The sequence below is a fragment of the bacterium genome (genome assembly GCA_016703265.1).
In the GTDB taxonomy this organism is placed as follows: domain Bacteria; phylum Krumholzibacteriota; class Krumholzibacteriia; order LZORAL124-64-63; family LZORAL124-64-63; genus CAINDZ01.
On record JADJCK010000002.1, the window covers coordinates 26,877 to 45,374 of the forward strand.

Sequence of the window (18,498 nt, forward strand, 5' to 3'; positions counted from 1 at the left end):
CCCTTGATCGCCATCGTCACTGCACAGGGAACCGGATCGGCGCTGGTCCTGGCGCTCGCCGCCTGGGGTTCAGCCATGCTCCTGAGCGGCCTCCTGGCGGCCCATTACCGGGTCAGCGGCCTGTTCCACAACGGGCTGCTCGAGGACCGCCCGCTCGGGGCGGCGTTGAACAACTACCTGGCCCACGACCGGCGCTTCCAGGTCACCATCGGCGCGCTCTACCTCGGCTGTTCGCTGGTCGGCGGCTGGACCCTTGGCCGCCTGCTGGAGGCCGTCTGGGCCGGCGCCGGCGGTGTCCGCTTTCTCGTCGTGTTCGGGATCGGCGCCACCCTGATCTGGACGCTGGGCGGCCTGCTCCTGCGTTCGCTGGCGGCCGGCGCCGCACTGGGCTATGCGCGTGTGGTCGGCACCATCGTCTTTCCGTTGTGCTGGCTGTTGCGGCCATGGGCGGCGTTGATGCTCGTGATCATGGACCGGGTCGACGACACCCTGTGGTCGGCCGACATGCAGCCGCACCTGTCGACCGGCGAGATCCGCAGCCTGATGAGCGACGAGGGTGAGGACTCCGCGCTGGACGAGGACGAGCGCGAGATGATCCAGAGCATCTTCAATTTCCACGAGACCGCCGTGCGCGAGATCATGGTCCCGCGCATCGATGTCGTGGCCCTTGACGGCGACGCTTCGGTGCTCGAGGTCGTGCCGACGGTGATCGAGCAGGGCCATTCGCGCCTGCCCGTGTTCCAGGGCAGCGTGGACCGGGTGGTGGGCATCCTCTACTCGAAGGACCTGCTGCGGCTGGTGCAGGACGGGCGTTTCGTGGCTGCGGGGCGCAAGGTTGCCGACCTGGCGCGGCCGGCCTACTTCATCCCCGAAAGCAAGAAGATCGACGAGGTGCTCGACGAGTTCCGCTCCAAGCGGATCCACATGGCCGTCGTCATCGACGAGTACGGCGGCACGGCCGGGCTGGTGACGCTGGAGGACGTGATCGAGGAGATCGTCGGCGACATCGAGGACGAGTTCGACGAGCAGGAGGACCTGGTCACCTGGCTCGACGACCGCACGGTTCGACTGGACCCGAAGATCAACCTCGAGGAACTCGAGGAGATCCTGGGCGTGACCTTCGGCGATGCTGCCGGCGTCGAGGACAGCGAGACGCTCGGCGGCCTGGTATACGAGGCGGCCGGCAACGTGCCCCAGGCGGGCGAGGAGTTTGCCGTGGCCGGCTTCAGCGTCACCGTGGAGGACGTGGTGGACCAGCGCCTGCTGCGCGTGCTGTTGCGGGCGCCGGCGGCGATGCCCGGCTTCGCCCGCCGCGAGAGCGAATGAAGGGAGGCCCCGGCATGCTTGGATTCCTGCGGCGCAACCTCCTGACCGGTGTCCTGGCCATCACGCCGCTGGCCCTCACGCTGTGGGTGCTCTGGCGCCTGTACGGCTTCATTGCCGGAATGCTCCGCCCGCTGCTGAGCAAGCTGCCCTACGTCAGCGAGCACTATCCCGAGTTCGCGCTGACGCTGCTGGGCGTGGCCGCGTTCGTGCCCATCCTCGTGCTGCTGGGCCTGTTCACGCGCAACCTGGCGGGGAGGGCGTTCTTCGGTTTCGTCGACCGGGTCTTCGATCGCATCCCGCTGGTGAAGGGCCTGTTCACCACGTTCAAGCAGATCGCCGGCGTCTTCGGCAAGAACCAGGGACAGTCGTTCAAGAAGGTGGTGCTGGTGGCCTTCCCGCACCCCGGGAGCTGGGCGCTGGCCTTCGTGACACGTGACGAGTCCGACTCCGATCTGGTGGCCGTGTTCCTGCCGACCACGCCGAATCCGACTTCGGGCTTCCTGCTCCTGCTGCCCCGCGAACAGACGCGGGCCGTCAGCCTGACGGTGGAAGAGGCGATCAGGTTGATCGTCTCGGGCGGTTCGATCATGACCGCGGCGCAGGTTGCCGCGATCGGGGCACCCGTCCAGCCGAAGCCCACGGGGCCTGCGGGAGGTGCGGCGTGACCGACGACGAACTCGATCCGCGCCGGACCCCGGCCGCCGGCGGTGGCGCCGACGGGGGCCAGGACGAGCGGGTTGATGAGCGGCCGGACGAGCGCGTGCTCGACCCTGCGAACCTCGACGCCGAGCGCCAGGCCCTGGGCCAGCGTTTCGTGGCACTGCTCGACGGTGGCCGCGACGACGAGGTCCGCTCCCTGGCCGACGAACTTTCGCCCGGCGACCTGGCCGAGATCCTGCGCCCGCTGGACGTGGCCGACACGGCCCGGCTGCTGCGCCTGCTGCCGCCCGACCCGGTGGCCGAGGTGCTGCTGGAGATCGACAACCGCAGCCTCAGTGCGCTGCTGACGCTCCTGGACGTCGACGCCATCGCCGACATCGTCGAGGAGATGCCGTCGGACGACGCGACCGACCTTCTCGGGGAACTCGAACCGCAGCACGCCGAGCAGATCATGGCGGCCATGGAAGAGGCCGAGCGCTCGGAAGTGGCTGACCTGCTGCAGTACAGCCCGGAGACCGCCGGCGGTCTCATGGGCAAGGAGTTCACCGCGTGTACCGAGGAGCAGACCTGCCAGGATGCCGTGTCGCTGCTGCGTGGATTGGACCAGGATGACCTCGAGGAGACCCACGCACTGTTCGTGGTCGACCAGCGCGGTCGCCTGACCGGGCAGCTGCCGCTGACGGTGCTGCTGCTGGCGGACCGTTCCGCGCTCGTCGTCGACGTGATGGAACACGAGCCGCTGTACGTGTCGGTGGACCTGGACCAGGAGGAAGTGGCCGGCTTCTTCATGACCCACGACCTGATCACGCTGCCGGTGGTGGACCACCAGATGAAGCTGGTCGGCCGCATCACGGCCGACGACGTGATGGACGTCATGGAAGAGGAGGCCACCGAGGACTTCTCGCGCCTGGCAGGCGTGAGTGTCGCCGAGTACGGCGAGCAGTCGGCCCTGCGCGTGGCGCGTTCGCGGCTGCCCTGGCTCCTGGGCGCCCTGCTCGGTGAGCTCGGGGCGGTGCTTGTGCTGCGGCACTTTGAGCAGAGCCTGCAGACGATGGTGGCGCTGGCCTTCTACATCCCCATGATGATGGCCCTGGCGGGCAATGTCGGCATCCAGACCTCGTCCGTTGTGGTGCGCGGCCTGGCCACGGGCGAACTGCCCATCTACCGCATCGGCCGCCATCTGGGGCGCGAACTGATGACGGCCGGGCTGGTCGGCGTGTCGATCTCGATCAGCCTCTCGGGGCTCTCGTATCTTCTCAGCGGGAACGTCTATCTCTCTGCTGTTCTGGGTGTTGCGATGCTCCTGGTCGTGCTGATGTCGGCCATGGTCGGTACGGGCATCCCGCTCGTCCTGAACAAGCTGGGCATCGACCCCGCCGTGGCCACCGGCCCGTTCATCACCACCACCAACGATCTCTTCGGCCTGCTGATCTACCTGGGGCTGGCCTCCCTGATGTTGAGCCTGGGCACGGGCGGCTGAGCATGGGCGTCGTCACCAGGCCGTCGGCCGCCACCGACGCGCTCGTGCTGCGGGCGTGGCCGTGCGGCGAGACGAGCGCCATTGCCTCCCTGCTGACCCGTGACCACGGCTACGTGAAGGTGATCGCCAAGGCCGCACGGCGACCGTTGTCGACCCTGCGACCGCTGGTGGAGCCCGGCCGCCTGGTATCCGTCGAATTCAGCCTCGATCCGGTGCGCGAACTGCAGTACCTGCGCGGCGGCAGCGTCGAGCTCGATCCGCTCGGCCCGGCGCCCACGCTCGAGCTTTCGGCGTACCTGCTGGGTGCGCTCGAACTGGTCGATCGCTGCCGCCCGGCGGGCGCCCTGGTGCGCGACGATCCTGGCGGCGCCGCCGAACTGTTCGGGGTTTGCGACGCCTTTCTGCGGATGTTATCCTCAGGGGCCGGATCCGAGCCGGTCGTGGTTTTCTTCGCTTTCGAGTGGGAGCTGCTCGACCGCCACGGGGTGTCGCCTGAACTGTCCAGGTGCTGCACCTGCGGCGCGTCCCGCGAGAGTGTTCCGGTGGCGACACGACGTTTCAGCGCCGCCGAAGGCGGACTGATGTGCGGCGAGTGCGCGCGCGGCGGCGCCGACGAAGGCTGTCGCGCCCTCGGCGACGAGGCGCTGGCCGTGTTCGACGCCCTCGAGGGCGGCGGGCTCGACGGTGCGCGCGGGCTGGCCTTGACGCCGGTCGGCCGCCGCGAGGTGGGCGGCCACCTGCACCGGTTCCTTGGTTACCACCTGCCGGGCTACCGGCTGCCGGCGGCGCTCGACCTGTTGCGCGCGGGCAAGGCGAGTGCTTCCTGAGGTCGACAGGTCCACGAAGGGTCATCGAGCATGATGGAATACCAGCGGATGATCGCCCGGCTGCAGCAGTTCTGGATCGATTACGGTTGCGTGGTCGTCCAGCCCTACAACAGCGAAGTGGGCGCCGGCACCTTCAATCCCAACACGTTCCTGCGCTCGCTGGGGCCGGAGCCGTGGAAGGTCGCCTACGTCGAGCCGAGCAAGCGGCCGAAAGACGGCCGCTACCTCGAGAATCCGAATCGCGTGCACCAGTTCCTGCAGTACCAGGTGCTGCTCAAGCCGAACCCGGAGGACAGCCAGGGGCTGTACCTCGAGTCGCTGCGCGCCATCGGCATCAAGGCCGAGGAGCACGACATCCGTTTCGTCGAGGACGACTGGGAGTCGCCGACCCTGGGCGCCGCCGGCCTCGGCTGGGAAGTCTGGCTCGACGGGATGGAAGTCAGCCAGTTCACCTACTTCCAGCAGGTGGGCGGCGTGCGCTGCCAGCCGGTGTCGGTGGAACTGACCTACGGGCTGCTGCGCCTGTGCATGTTCATCCAGGGCGTGAACCACGTGAAGGATCTGCTCTGGGGCGGCGGACTTACGTGGGGCGAGGTGCAGGGCCAGTTCGAGCGCGAGTACTCCGCCTTCAATTTCGAGCATGCGGACATCGAACTGTACCGCCGCTTCTTCGATGACCGCGAACGCGAGGCGAAGCAGCTGCTCGAGGCCGGGCTCGTGTACCCGGGCTACGACGCGGTCATCAAGTGCAGTCATTTCTTCAACGTGCTCGAGGCCCGCGGCGCCATTTCGGTGACCGAGCGCACCGGCTACATCGCGCGCGTGCGCAACCTGGCCCGCCTGGCGGCCACCAGTTACGTCGACAGTCGTGAACGCATGGGCTTCCCGCTGCTGAAGAACCAGGAGCCGACCCGATGAGCCGCACCACCACACCGGAGCGCCTGCCCTTCCTGCTCGAGATCGGCAGCGAGGAGATCCCCGCCCGTTTCGTCCCCGACGCGATGGCCGAACTGGGCAGGCGCCTGGGCGAGGGCCTGGCGGCGGCCCGGCTCGAGGCCGAGGGCCTGCGCGTCATGGCGACCCCGCGCCGCATGGTCGTGCTCTGCGCGGGCCTGGCGACGCGGCAGCCCGACCGGCAGACCGAGGTGAAGGGCCCCCCGTTGTCGGTGGCCTTCGGCGCCGACGGCCAGCCGACACCGGCAGGGCTGGGGTTCGCCCGCAAGGCGGGCGTGGACCTGGCCGACTGTGAGCGCACGGGTGAAGGTGCCGGCGCCTGCCTGGTCGCCCGGCGCCTGGAGCCGGGTCGCGACGCCGCGGCCGTGCTGGCCGAACTCATCCCGGCCGTGGTCCTGGCCATCCCGTTCCGCAAGGTGATGCGCTGGGGGGAGCACGACCTGGAGTACCCGCGCCCGCTGCAGTGGATCGTCGCACTGCTGGGCGAACAGGTCGTGGACCTGAGCGTGGGGCATATCCGTTCGGGCCGTATTTCGCGCGGGCACCGCACGTTGGCGGCTAATTGTGAAGTAACGCTCGAATCTCCGGGTGCCTACCTGCCGGCCATGGCCGCCGCGGGCGTGATGGTCGACCAGGCGGAACGACGCCGCACCATCAGCGAAGGCCTGGCCGCCCGCCTGAAGGCCGAGGAGCCTGACGGGCGCCTGCTGGAGGACGAGGATCTGCTGGCTGAAGTGGTGTTCCTGTGCGAGCACCCGACGCCGTTCCTGGGCGCCTACGGGAGCCAGTTCGCGGCGTTGCCTGACGAGGTGGTGGCCACGGCGCTGAAGGCCCACCAGCGGTATTTCTCCATCGTGGGGCCCGAGGGTCGCCTGCTTACGCGTTTCGCGTCTGTCCGCGATGGCGGAACGGACCACCTGGACAACGTCGTGGCCGGCAACGAGCGCGTGCTGCGCGCCCGCCTGGCAGACGCGCTCTTCTACTGGGGGTTCGACCAGAAGCAGACCCCTGACCAGCACGTGGCCCGCCTGCAGGCGGTAACCTGGATGGAGGGCTTCGGCTCGCTGGGGGACAAGTCGGTGCGGGTGTCGACCCTTGTGGACTGGCTCTGGGCCCACGGGCTGGGCGAGGGTGGGCCCAGGCCGGCGTCGCTGGCCCGTGCCGCCGTGATCTGCAAGGCCGACCTGGTCAGCGAAATGATCAAGGATGGCAAGGAATTCACGAAGCTGGAGGGCTTTATCGGGGCGCGCTACGCGGAACTGGCCGGCGAGCCGGCCGAGGTCTGCCGCGCGATCGTGCGGCACTATTTCCCGCGCTCGGCCTCCAGTGAACTGCCGGGGGACATTAACAGCAGCGTGCTTTCGATCGCCGACCGTCTGGACACGCTGGCCGGCTGCTGGTTGGCCGGTTTCGCGCCCACGGGGGCCAAGGATCCGTATGCCCTGCGGCGCCATGTCCTGGCCATCGTGCGCATCCTGCTGGATCTCAGGAAATCGCTGGATCTCGATGCTGCGATTGCGTTTGCGCTGTCGCAGTATGCCGGCCGTTCTGCGCCTGCGGCCCAGGAGCAGGCCCGTGCCGCCATCGGCGAGTTTGTGCAGACCCGCCTGGCGGGATATCTGGCAGAGGCCGGGGGACGCGACCCGGCCGTGCTGCGGGCTGTCCTGCCCGTGCACTGGCGGGACCCGCAGGCCGCCCTGGACTGGTCGGGCGCCCTCGAGGGTTTCCGCGGCCGGACCGATTTCCAGGCCCTGGCCACCGGGTTCAAGCGTTGCCGGAACATCCTCAAGGGTTCGGTGCTGGCCGATGCCGAACGGGCCGGCTGCTTCGACCGCTGGCTGGCCGGTGGCCGGGGTGCCGGGGGCGAGGATTTCAGTGGTTTGCCGGAACCTGCCGAGGGGGAATTGAGGCGGCAGGCGGCGGCGGCGGCCCCCGGACTCCAGGCGGCTGCGGCTGCGGGCAAGCTGGGAGAGGTTTTCAGTCTCCTTTCCGCACTGGGGCCGGCGATCGACCGCTATTTCGATGAGGTGATGGTTAATGCGCCCGATCCCGCGCTGCGGGAACTTCGTCACGCTTTCGTGAGGGAAATCCACGGCCTTTTTGCGCGTTACGCCGATTTCGGGGAAGTTGCTCCGGTGGACTAGGTCTTGATCGCGAAGAAAAGGCGAAAGGGCCCGGCGGCCCGCAGGTCTCCGGCGGGGAGGCCCGCGGGCTGCCTTTTTGGCCGCCGCCACGGTTTTTCCACAAATGACTATTGACGCGATTTTCGAGTTCCGGTAAGGTAATGCAGCGACTCACAGACAAAAGTTCCCTACCTTCGAGGTGCGTTGTCACTCTGTTTCCACTCGTGTCCTGTTTGAATCACTTGACGCCTTGTTCGCTCGTCACCATAGGTCTGCGCCATCCCTGAGGAGGTCCGCTCGCTGGCACACGTCAATCGCTGTGCCTCCTGTTCGCCAAAGGGAACACTTTGTCGCCCGAAGGGTGCGAGGCGGACCGCCAGTCGGTTCACCGTCGCACGGAAAATTCGTTCGCCTAACCATGTGTCGGCTCCGAGCCGGCGATGGGGGGAAGATAATGAAGAGACTCACCACGATTGCGTGCCTGGCGTTGGCGCTGATGTTCGCGGTTGGTGCGTTCGCTGCCGAGCGCAACGTCGCGTCCCAGCCTGCCATGTGGTTCAGTGGCACCGCCGCCAAGGCGTCCGGTGACACGATCGACCTCATGGGCCCGGGCGGGGCTTTCCCGTACCGCGGCGACTTCGAGACCGCGTCTGCCCGTCCGGGCGGCTCCGGCATCCTGCCTGACGGCTGGTACTCGGTGGACGAGACGTCCCCGGCCAACCACTGGCACGTCGACACCTACGGCGTCGTTGCTCCGCTGAGCGGCAACGCTGCCTGGTGCGGCGACATCGCGCTGGTGTCGTGCGGCGTCGGCGACGTCGCCGGCGGCTACAACAACAGCTGGAACGACATCCTCGAGTTCCGCAAGACCATCGGCGCGGCCGCGACCGTTCGCGTCCAGGCCGACCTCGTGTACGACAGCGAGCCGGGTTATGACTTCACGACCCTGCAGCGCCGTACCGCGGCCAACCCGTTCTTCGAGCCGATCACCGGTGGCCAGGGTCAGTCCTGGGACGGCGTCGGCACCGAAGCGGTCGACTACACGTTCACCTACACCCCGGCTGAGCTGTACGAAGGCACCGACGTTGCTGTCGCCTTCATCTTCTCGGCTGACGGTGCGTGGTCCGACGGCGACTGCCAGTGGCCGACCAACGGCGCCGCCCGCCTGGACAACATCACGGTGACCGTGAACGGCACCCCGTACACGGAAAACTTCGAAGACGGCCTGCTCGGCCCGGACTGGGTTGCCACTCCGAACGTGGGCGTGGGCGACTTCGCTCGCGTGTGGGGCCTGCTGGGTGACTCCGACGACTGCGCTTCGAACTTCTCGAAGCTGGTCGCCTTCATCGACGACGGCCTCGTGGTGCCCGGCACCGGTGGCACCGTCGGTGGTCCTGGGAACGACTACGGCCCTCCGGGCGGCTACATCGTGAACAACACGGGTGGCCTGCTGGATCCGTCGTACCACATCCAGGCTTCGGTGTACTCGCCGGTCATGACCTGGCCGGATCCTGCCAAGGGCGGCATGTCCTTCGCGTTCGACGTCTACCGTCACGAGCTGCTGATCGCGAATGACACCCCGGGTATCTTCTATACCTGGAGCATTCGGACCACGGCCGGCGGCGACATCAACGTGGCTGGCTGGAAGGACCGCAACTTCGTGTACTACGGCGGCCCGAACTACCTGCGTTCCGTCAACATCGTTGACGATCTGGTCGAGACCGGCGCGACGCATGCCCAGGTCACCCTGGGTGTGTTCGAGCTGGGCTGGCAGTTCGGCTACGGCGATGGCACCAACGGTACCCCGGCTCCGTACTTCGACAACGCCCGCGTGAAGGTGTACCCGACGGCTGGCGCCCGCATCGCCGTGACGGAAATCCGTCTGGCGAACGACGGCTTCCCCGCCATCGGTGACATCGACCTGGGCGACCTGAGCCAGAACTCGATCCGTTTCGACATGGCGGCCAACATCGCGGCTCGTACGCACCTGCGTAACGATCCGGGCGACTCGATCTGGGTGGACGTGACCCCGCGCGCCGGCGGTACGCTGGACATGCCGGTCATGCACTGGACCTTCGCTATCCAGAATCCGCTGTTCGATGCGTATCGTACGCTGCCCACCAACCCGGTTACGGCTAAGCTGACGTACACCGCGGCTGGCGCGCAGGTTGCGAACCGTTACAACTTCGACCTGCCGGACACCGGCATGATCTTCCCCGGCGACCTTCTGCAGTACTACTTCGCGGCGACCGACCATGTCGCTGGCGATACGAAGGTCTCGACGGCCCCTGGCGACATCAGCCAGTTCGGCAACCCGGCCCCGATGGCGTACCCGAGCGTGTACTCGGTCAGCGGCCTGCCCAGCATTTCGACTGCTGGCGGCGCGCAGCCGACGACCCTGTTCTGGAACGACTTCGGCTTCCGTGGCGGCGAAGACGAGTGGTACGGCGCTCTGCGTCACCTGGGCCTCGAGCGGGGCGTGGACTATGACGTGTTCGACACGCATGGCCCGAGCTCCGGCGTTGGCAACGGTCTCGGTGGCCGCGCCACCGTGTCGCAGATCGACGGCTACACGGACATGCTGTACTCGGCTGGCGACCTGACGTCGCCGACCCTGTCGAACGGCGACTTCGCCGGCGACCCGGGCAACGACCTCGGCCTGATGAACTCGTGGCTGGCCCTCGGTGGCCGTGACCTGTTCATGACCGGTGACGACCTGGGTAACAGCCTGTACACGACCGGTACCGTGGCCCGCGCCTTCCTTGAGAACAAGATGGGCGTGACCTACAACGATACCGACGTGCGTGACAACATCGCCGGTCAGACGGCCCCGCTGGTGCTCGCGATCGCGGGTAACCCCGTGTTCACGACCGCCGACAGCTGGGTCGCCTACGGCGGCTGCTTCGGCATCAATGACTTCGACAACATCGTCACGTTCGGTGGCGCCACCCGTCTGGCCCAGTTCACGGCGCCGGGCGGCGTGTCGACCCCGTACACGTACGCTGCTGCTGTGCTGAACCTCGACGGCAGCAACAAGATCGTGTCGATGAACCATGACCTGCTGTTCGTGCTCGATCCGGGCGTCAAGGTTGCGGCTCCGGCCCCGGCCCGCGTCGTCCTGCTGAGCAACGTCCTGGACTACTTCGGCGTGACCAACGACCTGAACAACACGTCCGGCACCGATCTGCCGGTCGCGAAGTTCGGCGTCGAGAGCTACCCGAATCCGTTCAACCCGCAGCTGACGATCAAGTACACCCTCAAGAACCCCGGCAACGTGGTCATGAAGGTCTACAACGTCCGCGGCGAACTGGTGAAGACCCTGCTGAACGGTCAGGTCTCCGAGACCGCCGGTTCGGTCGTGTGGGATGGCACCACGGACCAGGGCAGCAACGTGTCCTCGGGCGTGTACTTCGTCGAGACCCGCTCGGGTGGCGACGTGAACGTCCAGAAGGCCACGATGGTCAAGTAAGTTTCGATCCCTGATCGAAGCTTCGGCAGGCAACTGCCGGGGGGGCGGCCCGCAAGGGTCGCCCCCTTGTTTTGGGGGCCCCTGGAAGCGGCCAACCTGCGTGCCGCTAGCGGGTTGTGGCGCGGGGCGGCGTCTCTTGCCGGTTGACAGGGCCTGCCGCGTCTCCCTATATTTCCCGCGCAGCCCGTTCACCGTCCAGCCGGCATCCGGCCGGCGGACCTGGCCGGCTCATTCGACGCCGCACGTCCCACCGCCGCGGCGTGGCATCAACCTGCTGTACCGTCAAGGTTTCCGAGGGGGCGTCCGCCAGCATGAAGATCAGGCGAATCTCCATCGTCGCGTCGTGCCTGTCCGTCGTCACGGCTCTGTCCGTGGTCGGGTTGTCCATGCTTGGTGGCTGCCGCGCCTTCCAGCCGGAGGCAGTGCAGGTCAACAAGGCACCCGAGACGTACATCATCGGCGCGCCGCCCGAAGACGCAGGTGGCTACTACCACTTCCATGTCTACTGGTACGGCCGCGACGAGGACGGCAAGGTGGAGCGCTTCGTGTGGGCGTTGACCGACACGACGATGCAGGACCCGGACACGACCGACGACGAGGAGGACCAGCGCTTCAATCCCGCGTTGGACGCCTCGACGCTCGCGATCGCCCGCTGGACCACGCGTACCGATTCGATCTTCAACTTCACGATCGGACAGGGGACCGCGACGTCCACGCACAAGACGCTGCACATGGTCGCGATCGACGACTTCGGCGCCTATGACCGCACGCCGGCGCGCCTTCATTTCTTCACCAACACCCTGGGGTCGCCCGACCTGCGGTTCTTCCGCGTGGAGGGCACCGATACCACCGCCGTGGCGGCAGGCCAGGTCGATACCGTCGGCTTCGGCAAGCCCTACCGGTTGATCTGGCGCGGGCAGTCGCCCAACGTGCGCGGCTACAGCCCCGAGGCCCTGGCCCTGGTCGACACCGTGGCGCCGTTGAACGACGGCCTGTTCGGCTACAAGTGGAAGCTGAACGGAGCGCTCGGCGGCGACTGCCAGCCCTCGCTGACCGACTGCTGGAGCCCGCGGCGCTTCAATGAAGCCACGAACGACAGCTTCTCGTTCTTCGGTTCGGTGACGAGCCTCTTCTTCGCCAACGACGGCTCGGGCACCAGCGCCTTCCGCAAGCGCCTGCCGAGCGGCACTGTGAGCCTTGAAGTCAATTCGATCGACATCGCCGGCGTTGAAGTGGCGAATTATCTCCGTCCGTTCAGCTTCATCGTCAACTACGACCCCGAGACGCTGATCCTCGACGGCGAGACCGACTGGGCGCACCCGTCGGACGGCGAAACGTACCCGTACTACATCCGGCTGAACGACCCGACGCGGACCCATTACCCGTTCCAGTCGGGCGACCGCATCCCGGACCGCACCTATGTGGTGGTCAAGGCCCTGGCGCGTGACAGCGCGAGCGACGAACGCCTCGATCCCAACTTCAAGATCGGGTTCACGGGCTATCTCCAGGGCGTGCGGCAGAACTTCACCGGCGGCGTGTTCCCGTTCGTGTCCGAAGCGAGCGCTCTGAACACGCAGCCGACCTGGGACGCGGGCGTCAACGGCTGGTACGGCGACACGCTGGGCTTCCTGACCGCGCCCAACAGCCGGTTCACGATCAACATGCAGTCGGTGGACGAGCATCAGCGGCGCGACGGGTCGCCGGCTGCGCTGAGCTTCGACGTGGGCTACGAGCCGTGCCTGCAGTGCATCGAACTGCTGCCGAAGCCGAGCAGTTCGACCTCGGCCTTCGACATCAATACCGCCTGCGTGGAGGACACGGACCAGGCGACCTGGGACGCCCACCCGTGCCTGGCGGGCGTGACGCAGTTGAGGGTGGCAGGTCCCGGCGTGGCTGCGAACCCGCTGACGGACCTCGAGGCCCAGCCTGACATCGCGTACACCATGGTCAACCGGGACACCGGATTCGTCACCAATATCCTGACGAGGCCGGTCCGGGCCGACAGTGCCGCCAACTACATCGTCGCCGCGACGCGGTACAAGATGGCGATCCTCGTGCACGGCAAGGACGACCCGGCCGAGGCGTGGAGCCAGCCGGTCAGGCGCCTGGGCGGCATCAAGTACGAGGTGGCCTACGACTGCGATCCCTTCAACGAGATCAAGGACGGCGGCGGCAATGATGACATCGGCGTGCCGACGTGGGGGCAGCCGGCCACCGGCGGTGGCCTTGTCGTCAGCACCACGACGGGATTGTGGAAGGTCGAAGTGGATGTCTTCGTGCCGACGCAGTTGATGCAGTCGAACGAGACCATCTACCGGATCATTCTGGCTAATCCGCCCACCTCACTGTCCGGCCCCGCCATCGATATGTTCATGCGCGCCATCAAGCGCCAGTTCGGAGACGGATGGGTCGATGCGGTCGTCCTGGACCAGACCGCGTCGCAGGTCAACCCGATCCGCCCGTCCGTGTTCAACTTCTTCCGCAATGTGCGGCCCGGCATGACCATCACCGCCAACCAGACATGGCGCGATGCTGGTCTGTCTTCAGGGTCGATCAAGGACCGTCTGCCCCTGTCGCAGGGGGCCATGGCGAGCTTGGACGGCGAGTCGGTGCGCAAGCGCTTCCGGCTGGTTCTTCAGCCGAGTACGGGGCCGGAGATTGTCTGCAGCGGCGACTAGGGTGCTTGGCTCGATGGTGACCGACAGGACGAGGAGTGGCTTGATGCAAAAGCGAAGCACACGGAACGTTGGGGCCCTGTGGGCCGCGATGCTGCTGCTGGGGATCGCCGGCGGTTGCTCGACCGACACGGAGATGAACGGCATCAGGGTTCCCAACGCCACGCCTGACACGCGCGTGACGGGCCAGCCGCCCACGCTGCTGGAAGCCAGCTATGCCGTGGAGTTCCGCTGGACCGGGTCGGACCCGGACGGCCGCATCAAGGGCTACCAGTGGAAGATGAGCGACAACGGCACCGACGGCATCAGCCCGCAGGACACGCTCACGGTCGATCCGCTGACCGGCGCTGTGATCAATCCCTGGTACTTCACGGCGAGCACCGACTCGACGTTCCTGGTGCTGGCCGACCAGGCCGGGTTCCCGGGAGACGTGGGGAATCCGCGCAGCTTCCGGAGTCACTCGCTGTTCGTGCGTGCGGTCGACGACAAGGGTGCGGTGGATCCGACGCCGGCCTACATCTCGTTCACCTCGACGACGATCGTGCCTTCCTGCCGCGTCAGTTTCCCGAGCCTGGGCGGGGCCTCGGCGTACGCCGTGCCCCGGACCGTGAATATCGGCGTGACGGGCGTTGATCCGGACTTCGAACTCCGGACGCCCTGCCGTGGCGGCCCTATCTCCCCGAGGAAGAGGACCGCGTCGTTTCGATTCCGAACCAGACGGTCGGCAACTACTTCTTCTTCGCGACGCAGGTGCAGGACACGGCCGGCGCCGTGAGCGTCGGCTTCGGCTACCAGACCGAGGTGGCGAACGTCGTCGTCCGTGACAATATCTATCGCCCCGATTTCACCATCAGCGAGCCGTTCCTCGGTTCGAAGTCTTCGACGGAATGGAACAGTCCCGATGGCGGCCCGATCCCGATCGCCGGCGGCCAGCCGCTGAACTTCAGCTGGATAGCGAACGCCGCCGCCTACAACGGCAACATCGTCTCGATGCAGCACGGCTGGGACCTGATCGACGTCAATGACCCGAACGATCCGGGCTGGGCCGTGCCGCCCGGCCTCAGCGAGCAGAACCGCCGGGCGACGGAGCGCTCGTTCAACGAGGGCCTGCACACCTTCACCCTGCGCATCATCGACGATTCGAACCAGATCCTCACGATGAAGGCGAACTTGCGCGTGGTCCCGTTCGTCGAGCGCCCGTTCCAGTTGCCCTTGCTGGTGGTCGACCAAATCGAAGACCGCAACTCGAACGCCTGGCCGAGTCGCGATGGTCGCCCGATGAATGACCAGCTCTACCGCAACGCCTTCTGGCATTTTCTGGCGGAAGGTTCCGGCGGCGTGGCCGACATCAACTGGGCGCGCGACTGGAAGGACCATACGATTACCGTGCGCTACGAGGACATTGTCGGCTACAAGGCCGTGCTGTGCTACGCGCGAAACGGAAACAACGTGACTCAGACCTTGCTGGGCCAGTTCAAGCCGGTCGCCGGCAGGGAGCAGTACGTGTGGTTGACGCCGTACCAGCAGCAGGGCGGCAACTTCATGCTGGTCGGTGCCACGAGCATGGAGTCGTTCCTCCAGTACAACAGCTCGACGTACATGACACCCCTGATCTTCAACAATCGCGAAGATCCGACGTTCACCATCTTCGGACAGTCGTACGTGAGCGGATTCGGTACGTTGACGCTTCCGGACGGCACCATTGTCCAGCGTGGGCCGCGCATGTACCCGTTCACCACGGCCGGCATCGCCGCCATTGACTGGACGTCGGCGCCGACGAAGCACATCTACGCCCGGCAGCCGCAGATGTCGGTGGACCGCTCCCGGCTCTGCTCCGGCCTGAAGGGGCTCGTGCTCGACCCCGCGTTCAAGTCGAATCACCTGATCGGGCCGGGAGTCATCCCCGACACGATGTTCACCAACCCGGAGATCGACTGGCGCGACGAGGCGGCGGCGGCGGTCGACACGCTGAACCTGCTCGACCAGCAGGCCTTCGTGCACGATGCCGACGAGTTCTACGACACCAATATCAGCGGCACCCGCTCCTCGCCGATCCAGAAGCAGGAGTGCACCGGGCCGGAGTACGCGAACTCGAGCGTCCCGAATGGCCTGTGCGTCGAGCCGATGTTCACCGGCATCGCGCGCCTGGACTGGATGCGCGAGGTCCAGTTCGCGCGCGGCCGTACGGACTGGCCGCACAGCCGCTATGACGACGAGATGCTGGATGACGGGTGCGGGTCCATCGCCCTGACCTCGTGGGATGGCGTCGAGCGCTCCAGCGCGCGCACGAACGGCGAGATGTTCGGCTTCCTGTCGTACAAGACCGTGCCGACGAAGCAGTGGAAGGCTGCGGACATCTACTGGGGCTTCGACCCGTACCGTTTCGACCACAACGGTGCGAAGAAGGCGATCCGGTGGGCGCTCCAGTACTTCGGACTGCAGATCAACCAGTAGTGGCGGAGGGCGGGCCGCCCGAGCGGCCCGCCGTTCCCTGAAAGGCGGAACCTGATGATCCTCGGCTGGGATGGGATGCGGCGCTCGCTGGTGCTTGCTGCGCTGGCGGCGGTCTTGACGGTGGCAGCCCCCGCAATGGCGCAGACCCCGGTGGTGTCCTGCGGCGCGGACTCGCTCTACCTGTTCTCGCCGGAGACGATCGGGATGAAGCTGGCGACGAGCGGTCGCTCGGGGCTGACCCTGACCTGGCCCGATCTCGACCCCAATCTGGCTACCTGTTTCGCGCTCACCGATGAAGAGGGACTTGGCTTCACGGTGGAAGCGACCGGCGGTTTCGGCGATCGGGTCGATCGCCAGTTGCTGTTCACGGCGACCGGTGCCGGCACCATCGGTGGCGCCGAGGCGCGGAATCTCATCGTCAGCTGGTCTTCGGAGGGCTCGAGCGCCTACGGGCGCCTGGCCGGCGTGCTCAACCTGTCGGACAACGGCGGCTTCTGGAACTGGGACGATGCGGCGAGCAGCTGGAACCAAACGAACGACAATCTGCCGATGAGCTGGCGGGCCGCAAACTGCGTGGCGATGGGGCGCGGCAGCGATGGTGTGCTGATCGCCGGCATGACGCGCGGCTCCGCGCTGCAGGCCGACCCGGCCGGGTTGTATCGCCTTCAGGCTGGCGCGTGGACGCGCCTGGCCGCCGACGTGTTCGACGGTGCGAACCTGATCACGCAGGTTGCCGTCTCGCCGGCCAACAGCAACCACTTTGCGGTCGGTACCAACACGCGCGGGCTCTATGTCACCCAGGACGGCGGCCAGACCTTCACGAACTGGACGAGCCAGCTTGCGCCGCTGAGTACGCCGCCGAACAACTTCCGGGTGTCGGCCATGGAATGGACGACCAGCCGGCTGGTTGTCGCCATCACGAGCTTCGGGGTGTTCGTTTCCGATGACGACGGCGTCGGCTTCGACGCATCGACGTTCCTGGTGCCCGTGGCCCCGGGCGGCGTGAATGTGGATCCCCCCATCGTCAACGGCCTGGCTTCCGATCCGGCGAATCCGAACCGGCTGGTGGCGGCCCTCCAGAATCACGGCACCTGGGAGTCGGTGGACGGGGGCCTCAGCTGGTCGGACCTTTACGGCAACCTCAACGTCGTCGACCCGGAGACACCCGGCTCCTGGGTTCACAACGGGGGAGCGGTGGCCATCGTCGCCGGGGCGCCGGCGACCATCGTCGTCGGACTGATCCAGGAAGGCATCTATCGGACCACGGACGGCGGCGTCACCTGGTCGCCGGCAACCATCGACTGGGCGACGCTGCCGCTCGACCAGCAGCCGACACCGGTCCAGCTCCTGAAGTACACCTTCGCAAACGTGCCGGGACGGCCAGGCACGCTGGCCCTGTACGCCGATACGCACGGCCTGCTGATGAGCAACGACAGCGGCGCCACGTGGACCTATTCGGGCAACCAGCCGGCGCTCGACCAGTGCGTTGCCATGCTGCCCGGGCCCGGGACCGGCGATCTGATCCTCGGGAGCTGGGGCGGCGGGCTGTATCAGGTCGGCAGTCCCCTGGAACTCCGGGATACCTACACCACCGACACCACGTCAAACCTGCGCTCGCTCAACCTCGGGTTGTTCATGACGTTCGGCGCCGGCGCCGCCGCCCAGGGCGACATCTTCAGGGTCAAGGCCCAGACCTTCCAGGGCTGGGCGGTCTGGCGTTCCTCGCAGGCCGACCCCGACAACATGACCCTGGTCGGCCTCTACGACCGCGTGAACCCCGAGGACTGCATCGTCGGCTACTGCGGCAACGAGAACTACGAGATCGTCCCGCGCTGCTACGCGGCGAAGCGGGCCGCCTGCTTCGACTTCAGCACCCCGGACTCGGTCCGCTTCTTCGACGACGAGATCTACAACGGTTTCGGTTACAACTATGCGGTCAGCAGCTTCGACTACGGCAACACTGCGCTGGCCTCGCCGGAGAACAACTCGGCGTCGCTGATCTTCTCGCCGCGCTGGCTGGGAGACGCCGGTTCGCCGTTCCCGGGTGCAGGCAATCGCAGCTTCATCGAGGTGAACGAAGCGGCGGCCGCACCCACCGAGGACGAAGAGATCTACGCGTTCCCCAACCCGGTGCGCCGCGGGGCCGGATTCCCGGGTGACGAGGGTGAACGCGTGGCGTTCACCAATCTGCCGCCCGGTTCGCGCGTCCGCGTTTTCACCGCAGCGGGCGACGACGTCAACGACCTCGGCCCTGACCAGCAGTCCGGTGCGCAGATCTACTGGGACACCGACAACCACGAAGGCGAGTCCGTGGCTCCTGGCGTCTACCTGTACAAGGTCGAGATGCCGGAACGTTCGCCTTATTGGGGACGCGTCGTCGTCATTCGCTGACATCCGAGTCCGAAGGAGGCGGGGGTGAGCCGGGGCGGCCCCCGCCTGCATGCGACAGGCCCCCGGCACCACTGTGACGCGCGCCCGCGCGGACCATCCGGTCCCCGGCACGGCGGTCCCGTTCCCGCCGCGGCGCCCT

At 67.0% G+C, this 18,498-nt stretch carries 11 protein-coding genes; all 11 read left to right on the forward strand.

Features of this window, described 5'->3' with window-relative positions:
• Positions 1 to 3: 3 nt before the first annotated feature.
• The 11 genes from IPG61_03930 (at position 4) to IPG61_03980 (ending at position 18,359) form a co-directional block, all read left to right on the forward strand.
• Entirely contained in the window at positions 4 to 1,326 is a 1,323-nt protein-coding gene (locus tag IPG61_03930; GenBank protein MBK6733226.1) for an HlyC/CorC family transporter, read from the forward strand.
• A 14-nt stretch (positions 1,327 to 1,340) separates the two neighbouring features.
• The gene (locus tag IPG61_03935) at positions 1,341 to 1,991 is read left to right on the forward strand and encodes a DUF502 domain-containing protein (GenBank protein MBK6733227.1); all 651 of its coding nucleotides are present in this window, start codon (positions 1,341 to 1,343) and stop codon (positions 1,989 to 1,991) included.
• Positions 1,988 to 3,466 (forward strand): magnesium transporter, encoded by a 1,479-nt coding sequence (gene mgtE / locus IPG61_03940; GenBank protein MBK6733228.1) that lies wholly within the window; start codon positions 1,988 to 1,990, stop codon positions 3,464 to 3,466. Before IPG61_03935 ends, mgtE begins: the two co-directional genes overlap by 4 nt.
• A gap of 2 nt (positions 3,467 to 3,468) precedes the next feature.
• Positions 3,469 to 4,293, forward strand: coding sequence for a DNA repair protein RecO (gene recO, locus IPG61_03945; protein MBK6733229.1), 825 nt, complete (start codon positions 3,469 to 3,471; stop codon positions 4,291 to 4,293).
• Positions 4,294 to 4,326: 33 nt separating this feature from the next.
• Positions 4,327 to 5,211, forward strand: a complete 885-nt coding sequence (locus tag IPG61_03950) for a glycine--tRNA ligase subunit alpha (protein MBK6733230.1) — start codon at positions 4,327 to 4,329, stop codon at positions 5,209 to 5,211.
• Entirely contained in the window at positions 5,208 to 7,391 is a 2,184-nt protein-coding gene (locus IPG61_03955) for a glycine--tRNA ligase subunit beta (GenBank protein MBK6733231.1), read from the forward strand. The genes IPG61_03950 and IPG61_03955 overlap by 4 nt, the downstream gene beginning before the upstream one ends.
• Positions 7,392 to 7,824: 433 nt before the next feature.
• Positions 7,825 to 10,839, forward strand: coding sequence for a T9SS type A sorting domain-containing protein (locus tag IPG61_03960; protein ID MBK6733232.1), 3,015 nt, complete (start codon positions 7,825 to 7,827; stop codon positions 10,837 to 10,839).
• Between the two features lie 311 nt (positions 10,840 to 11,150).
• Positions 11,151 to 13,517, forward strand: a complete 2,367-nt coding sequence (locus IPG61_03965; protein ID MBK6733233.1) for a hypothetical protein — start codon at positions 11,151 to 11,153, stop codon at positions 13,515 to 13,517.
• Between the two features lie 43 nt (positions 13,518 to 13,560).
• Positions 13,561 to 14,289, forward strand: a complete 729-nt coding sequence (locus IPG61_03970) for a hypothetical protein (GenBank protein ID MBK6733234.1) — start codon at positions 13,561 to 13,563, stop codon at positions 14,287 to 14,289.
• Positions 14,286 to 15,968: a hypothetical protein gene (locus IPG61_03975; protein ID MBK6733235.1), complete on the forward strand. Its 1,683-nt coding sequence runs from the start codon at positions 14,286 to 14,288 to the stop codon at positions 15,966 to 15,968. The genes IPG61_03970 and IPG61_03975 overlap by 4 nt, the downstream gene beginning before the upstream one ends.
• Before the next feature lie 54 nt (positions 15,969 to 16,022).
• Positions 16,023 to 18,359, forward strand: a complete 2,337-nt coding sequence (locus IPG61_03980; GenBank protein ID MBK6733236.1) for an exo-alpha-sialidase — start codon at positions 16,023 to 16,025, stop codon at positions 18,357 to 18,359.
• Positions 18,360 to 18,498 lie beyond the last annotated feature (139 nt).

Bases quoted from the DNA above. Each gene is read 5' to 3' on its own strand.
- IPG61_03965 (MBK6733233.1), top strand. From the start codon at position 11,151: ATGAAGATCAGGCGAATCTCCATCGTCGCGTCGTGCCTGTCCGTCGTC.
- IPG61_03960 (MBK6733232.1), top strand. From the start codon at position 7,825: ATGAAGAGACTCACCACGATTGCGTGCCTGGCGTTGGCGCTGATGTTC.
- IPG61_03970 (MBK6733234.1), top strand. From the start codon at position 13,561: ATGCAAAAGCGAAGCACACGGAACGTTGGGGCCCTGTGGGCCGCGATG.
- IPG61_03955 (MBK6733231.1), top strand. From the start codon at position 5,208: ATGAGCCGCACCACCACACCGGAGCGCCTGCCCTTCCTGCTCGAGATC.
- IPG61_03935 (MBK6733227.1), top strand. From the start codon at position 1,341: ATGCTTGGATTCCTGCGGCGCAACCTCCTGACCGGTGTCCTGGCCATC.
- IPG61_03950 (MBK6733230.1), top strand. From the start codon at position 4,327: ATGGAATACCAGCGGATGATCGCCCGGCTGCAGCAGTTCTGGATCGAT.
- recO (MBK6733229.1), top strand. From the start codon at position 3,469: ATGGGCGTCGTCACCAGGCCGTCGGCCGCCACCGACGCGCTCGTGCTG.
- IPG61_03980 (MBK6733236.1), top strand. From the start codon at position 16,023: ATGATCCTCGGCTGGGATGGGATGCGGCGCTCGCTGGTGCTTGCTGCG.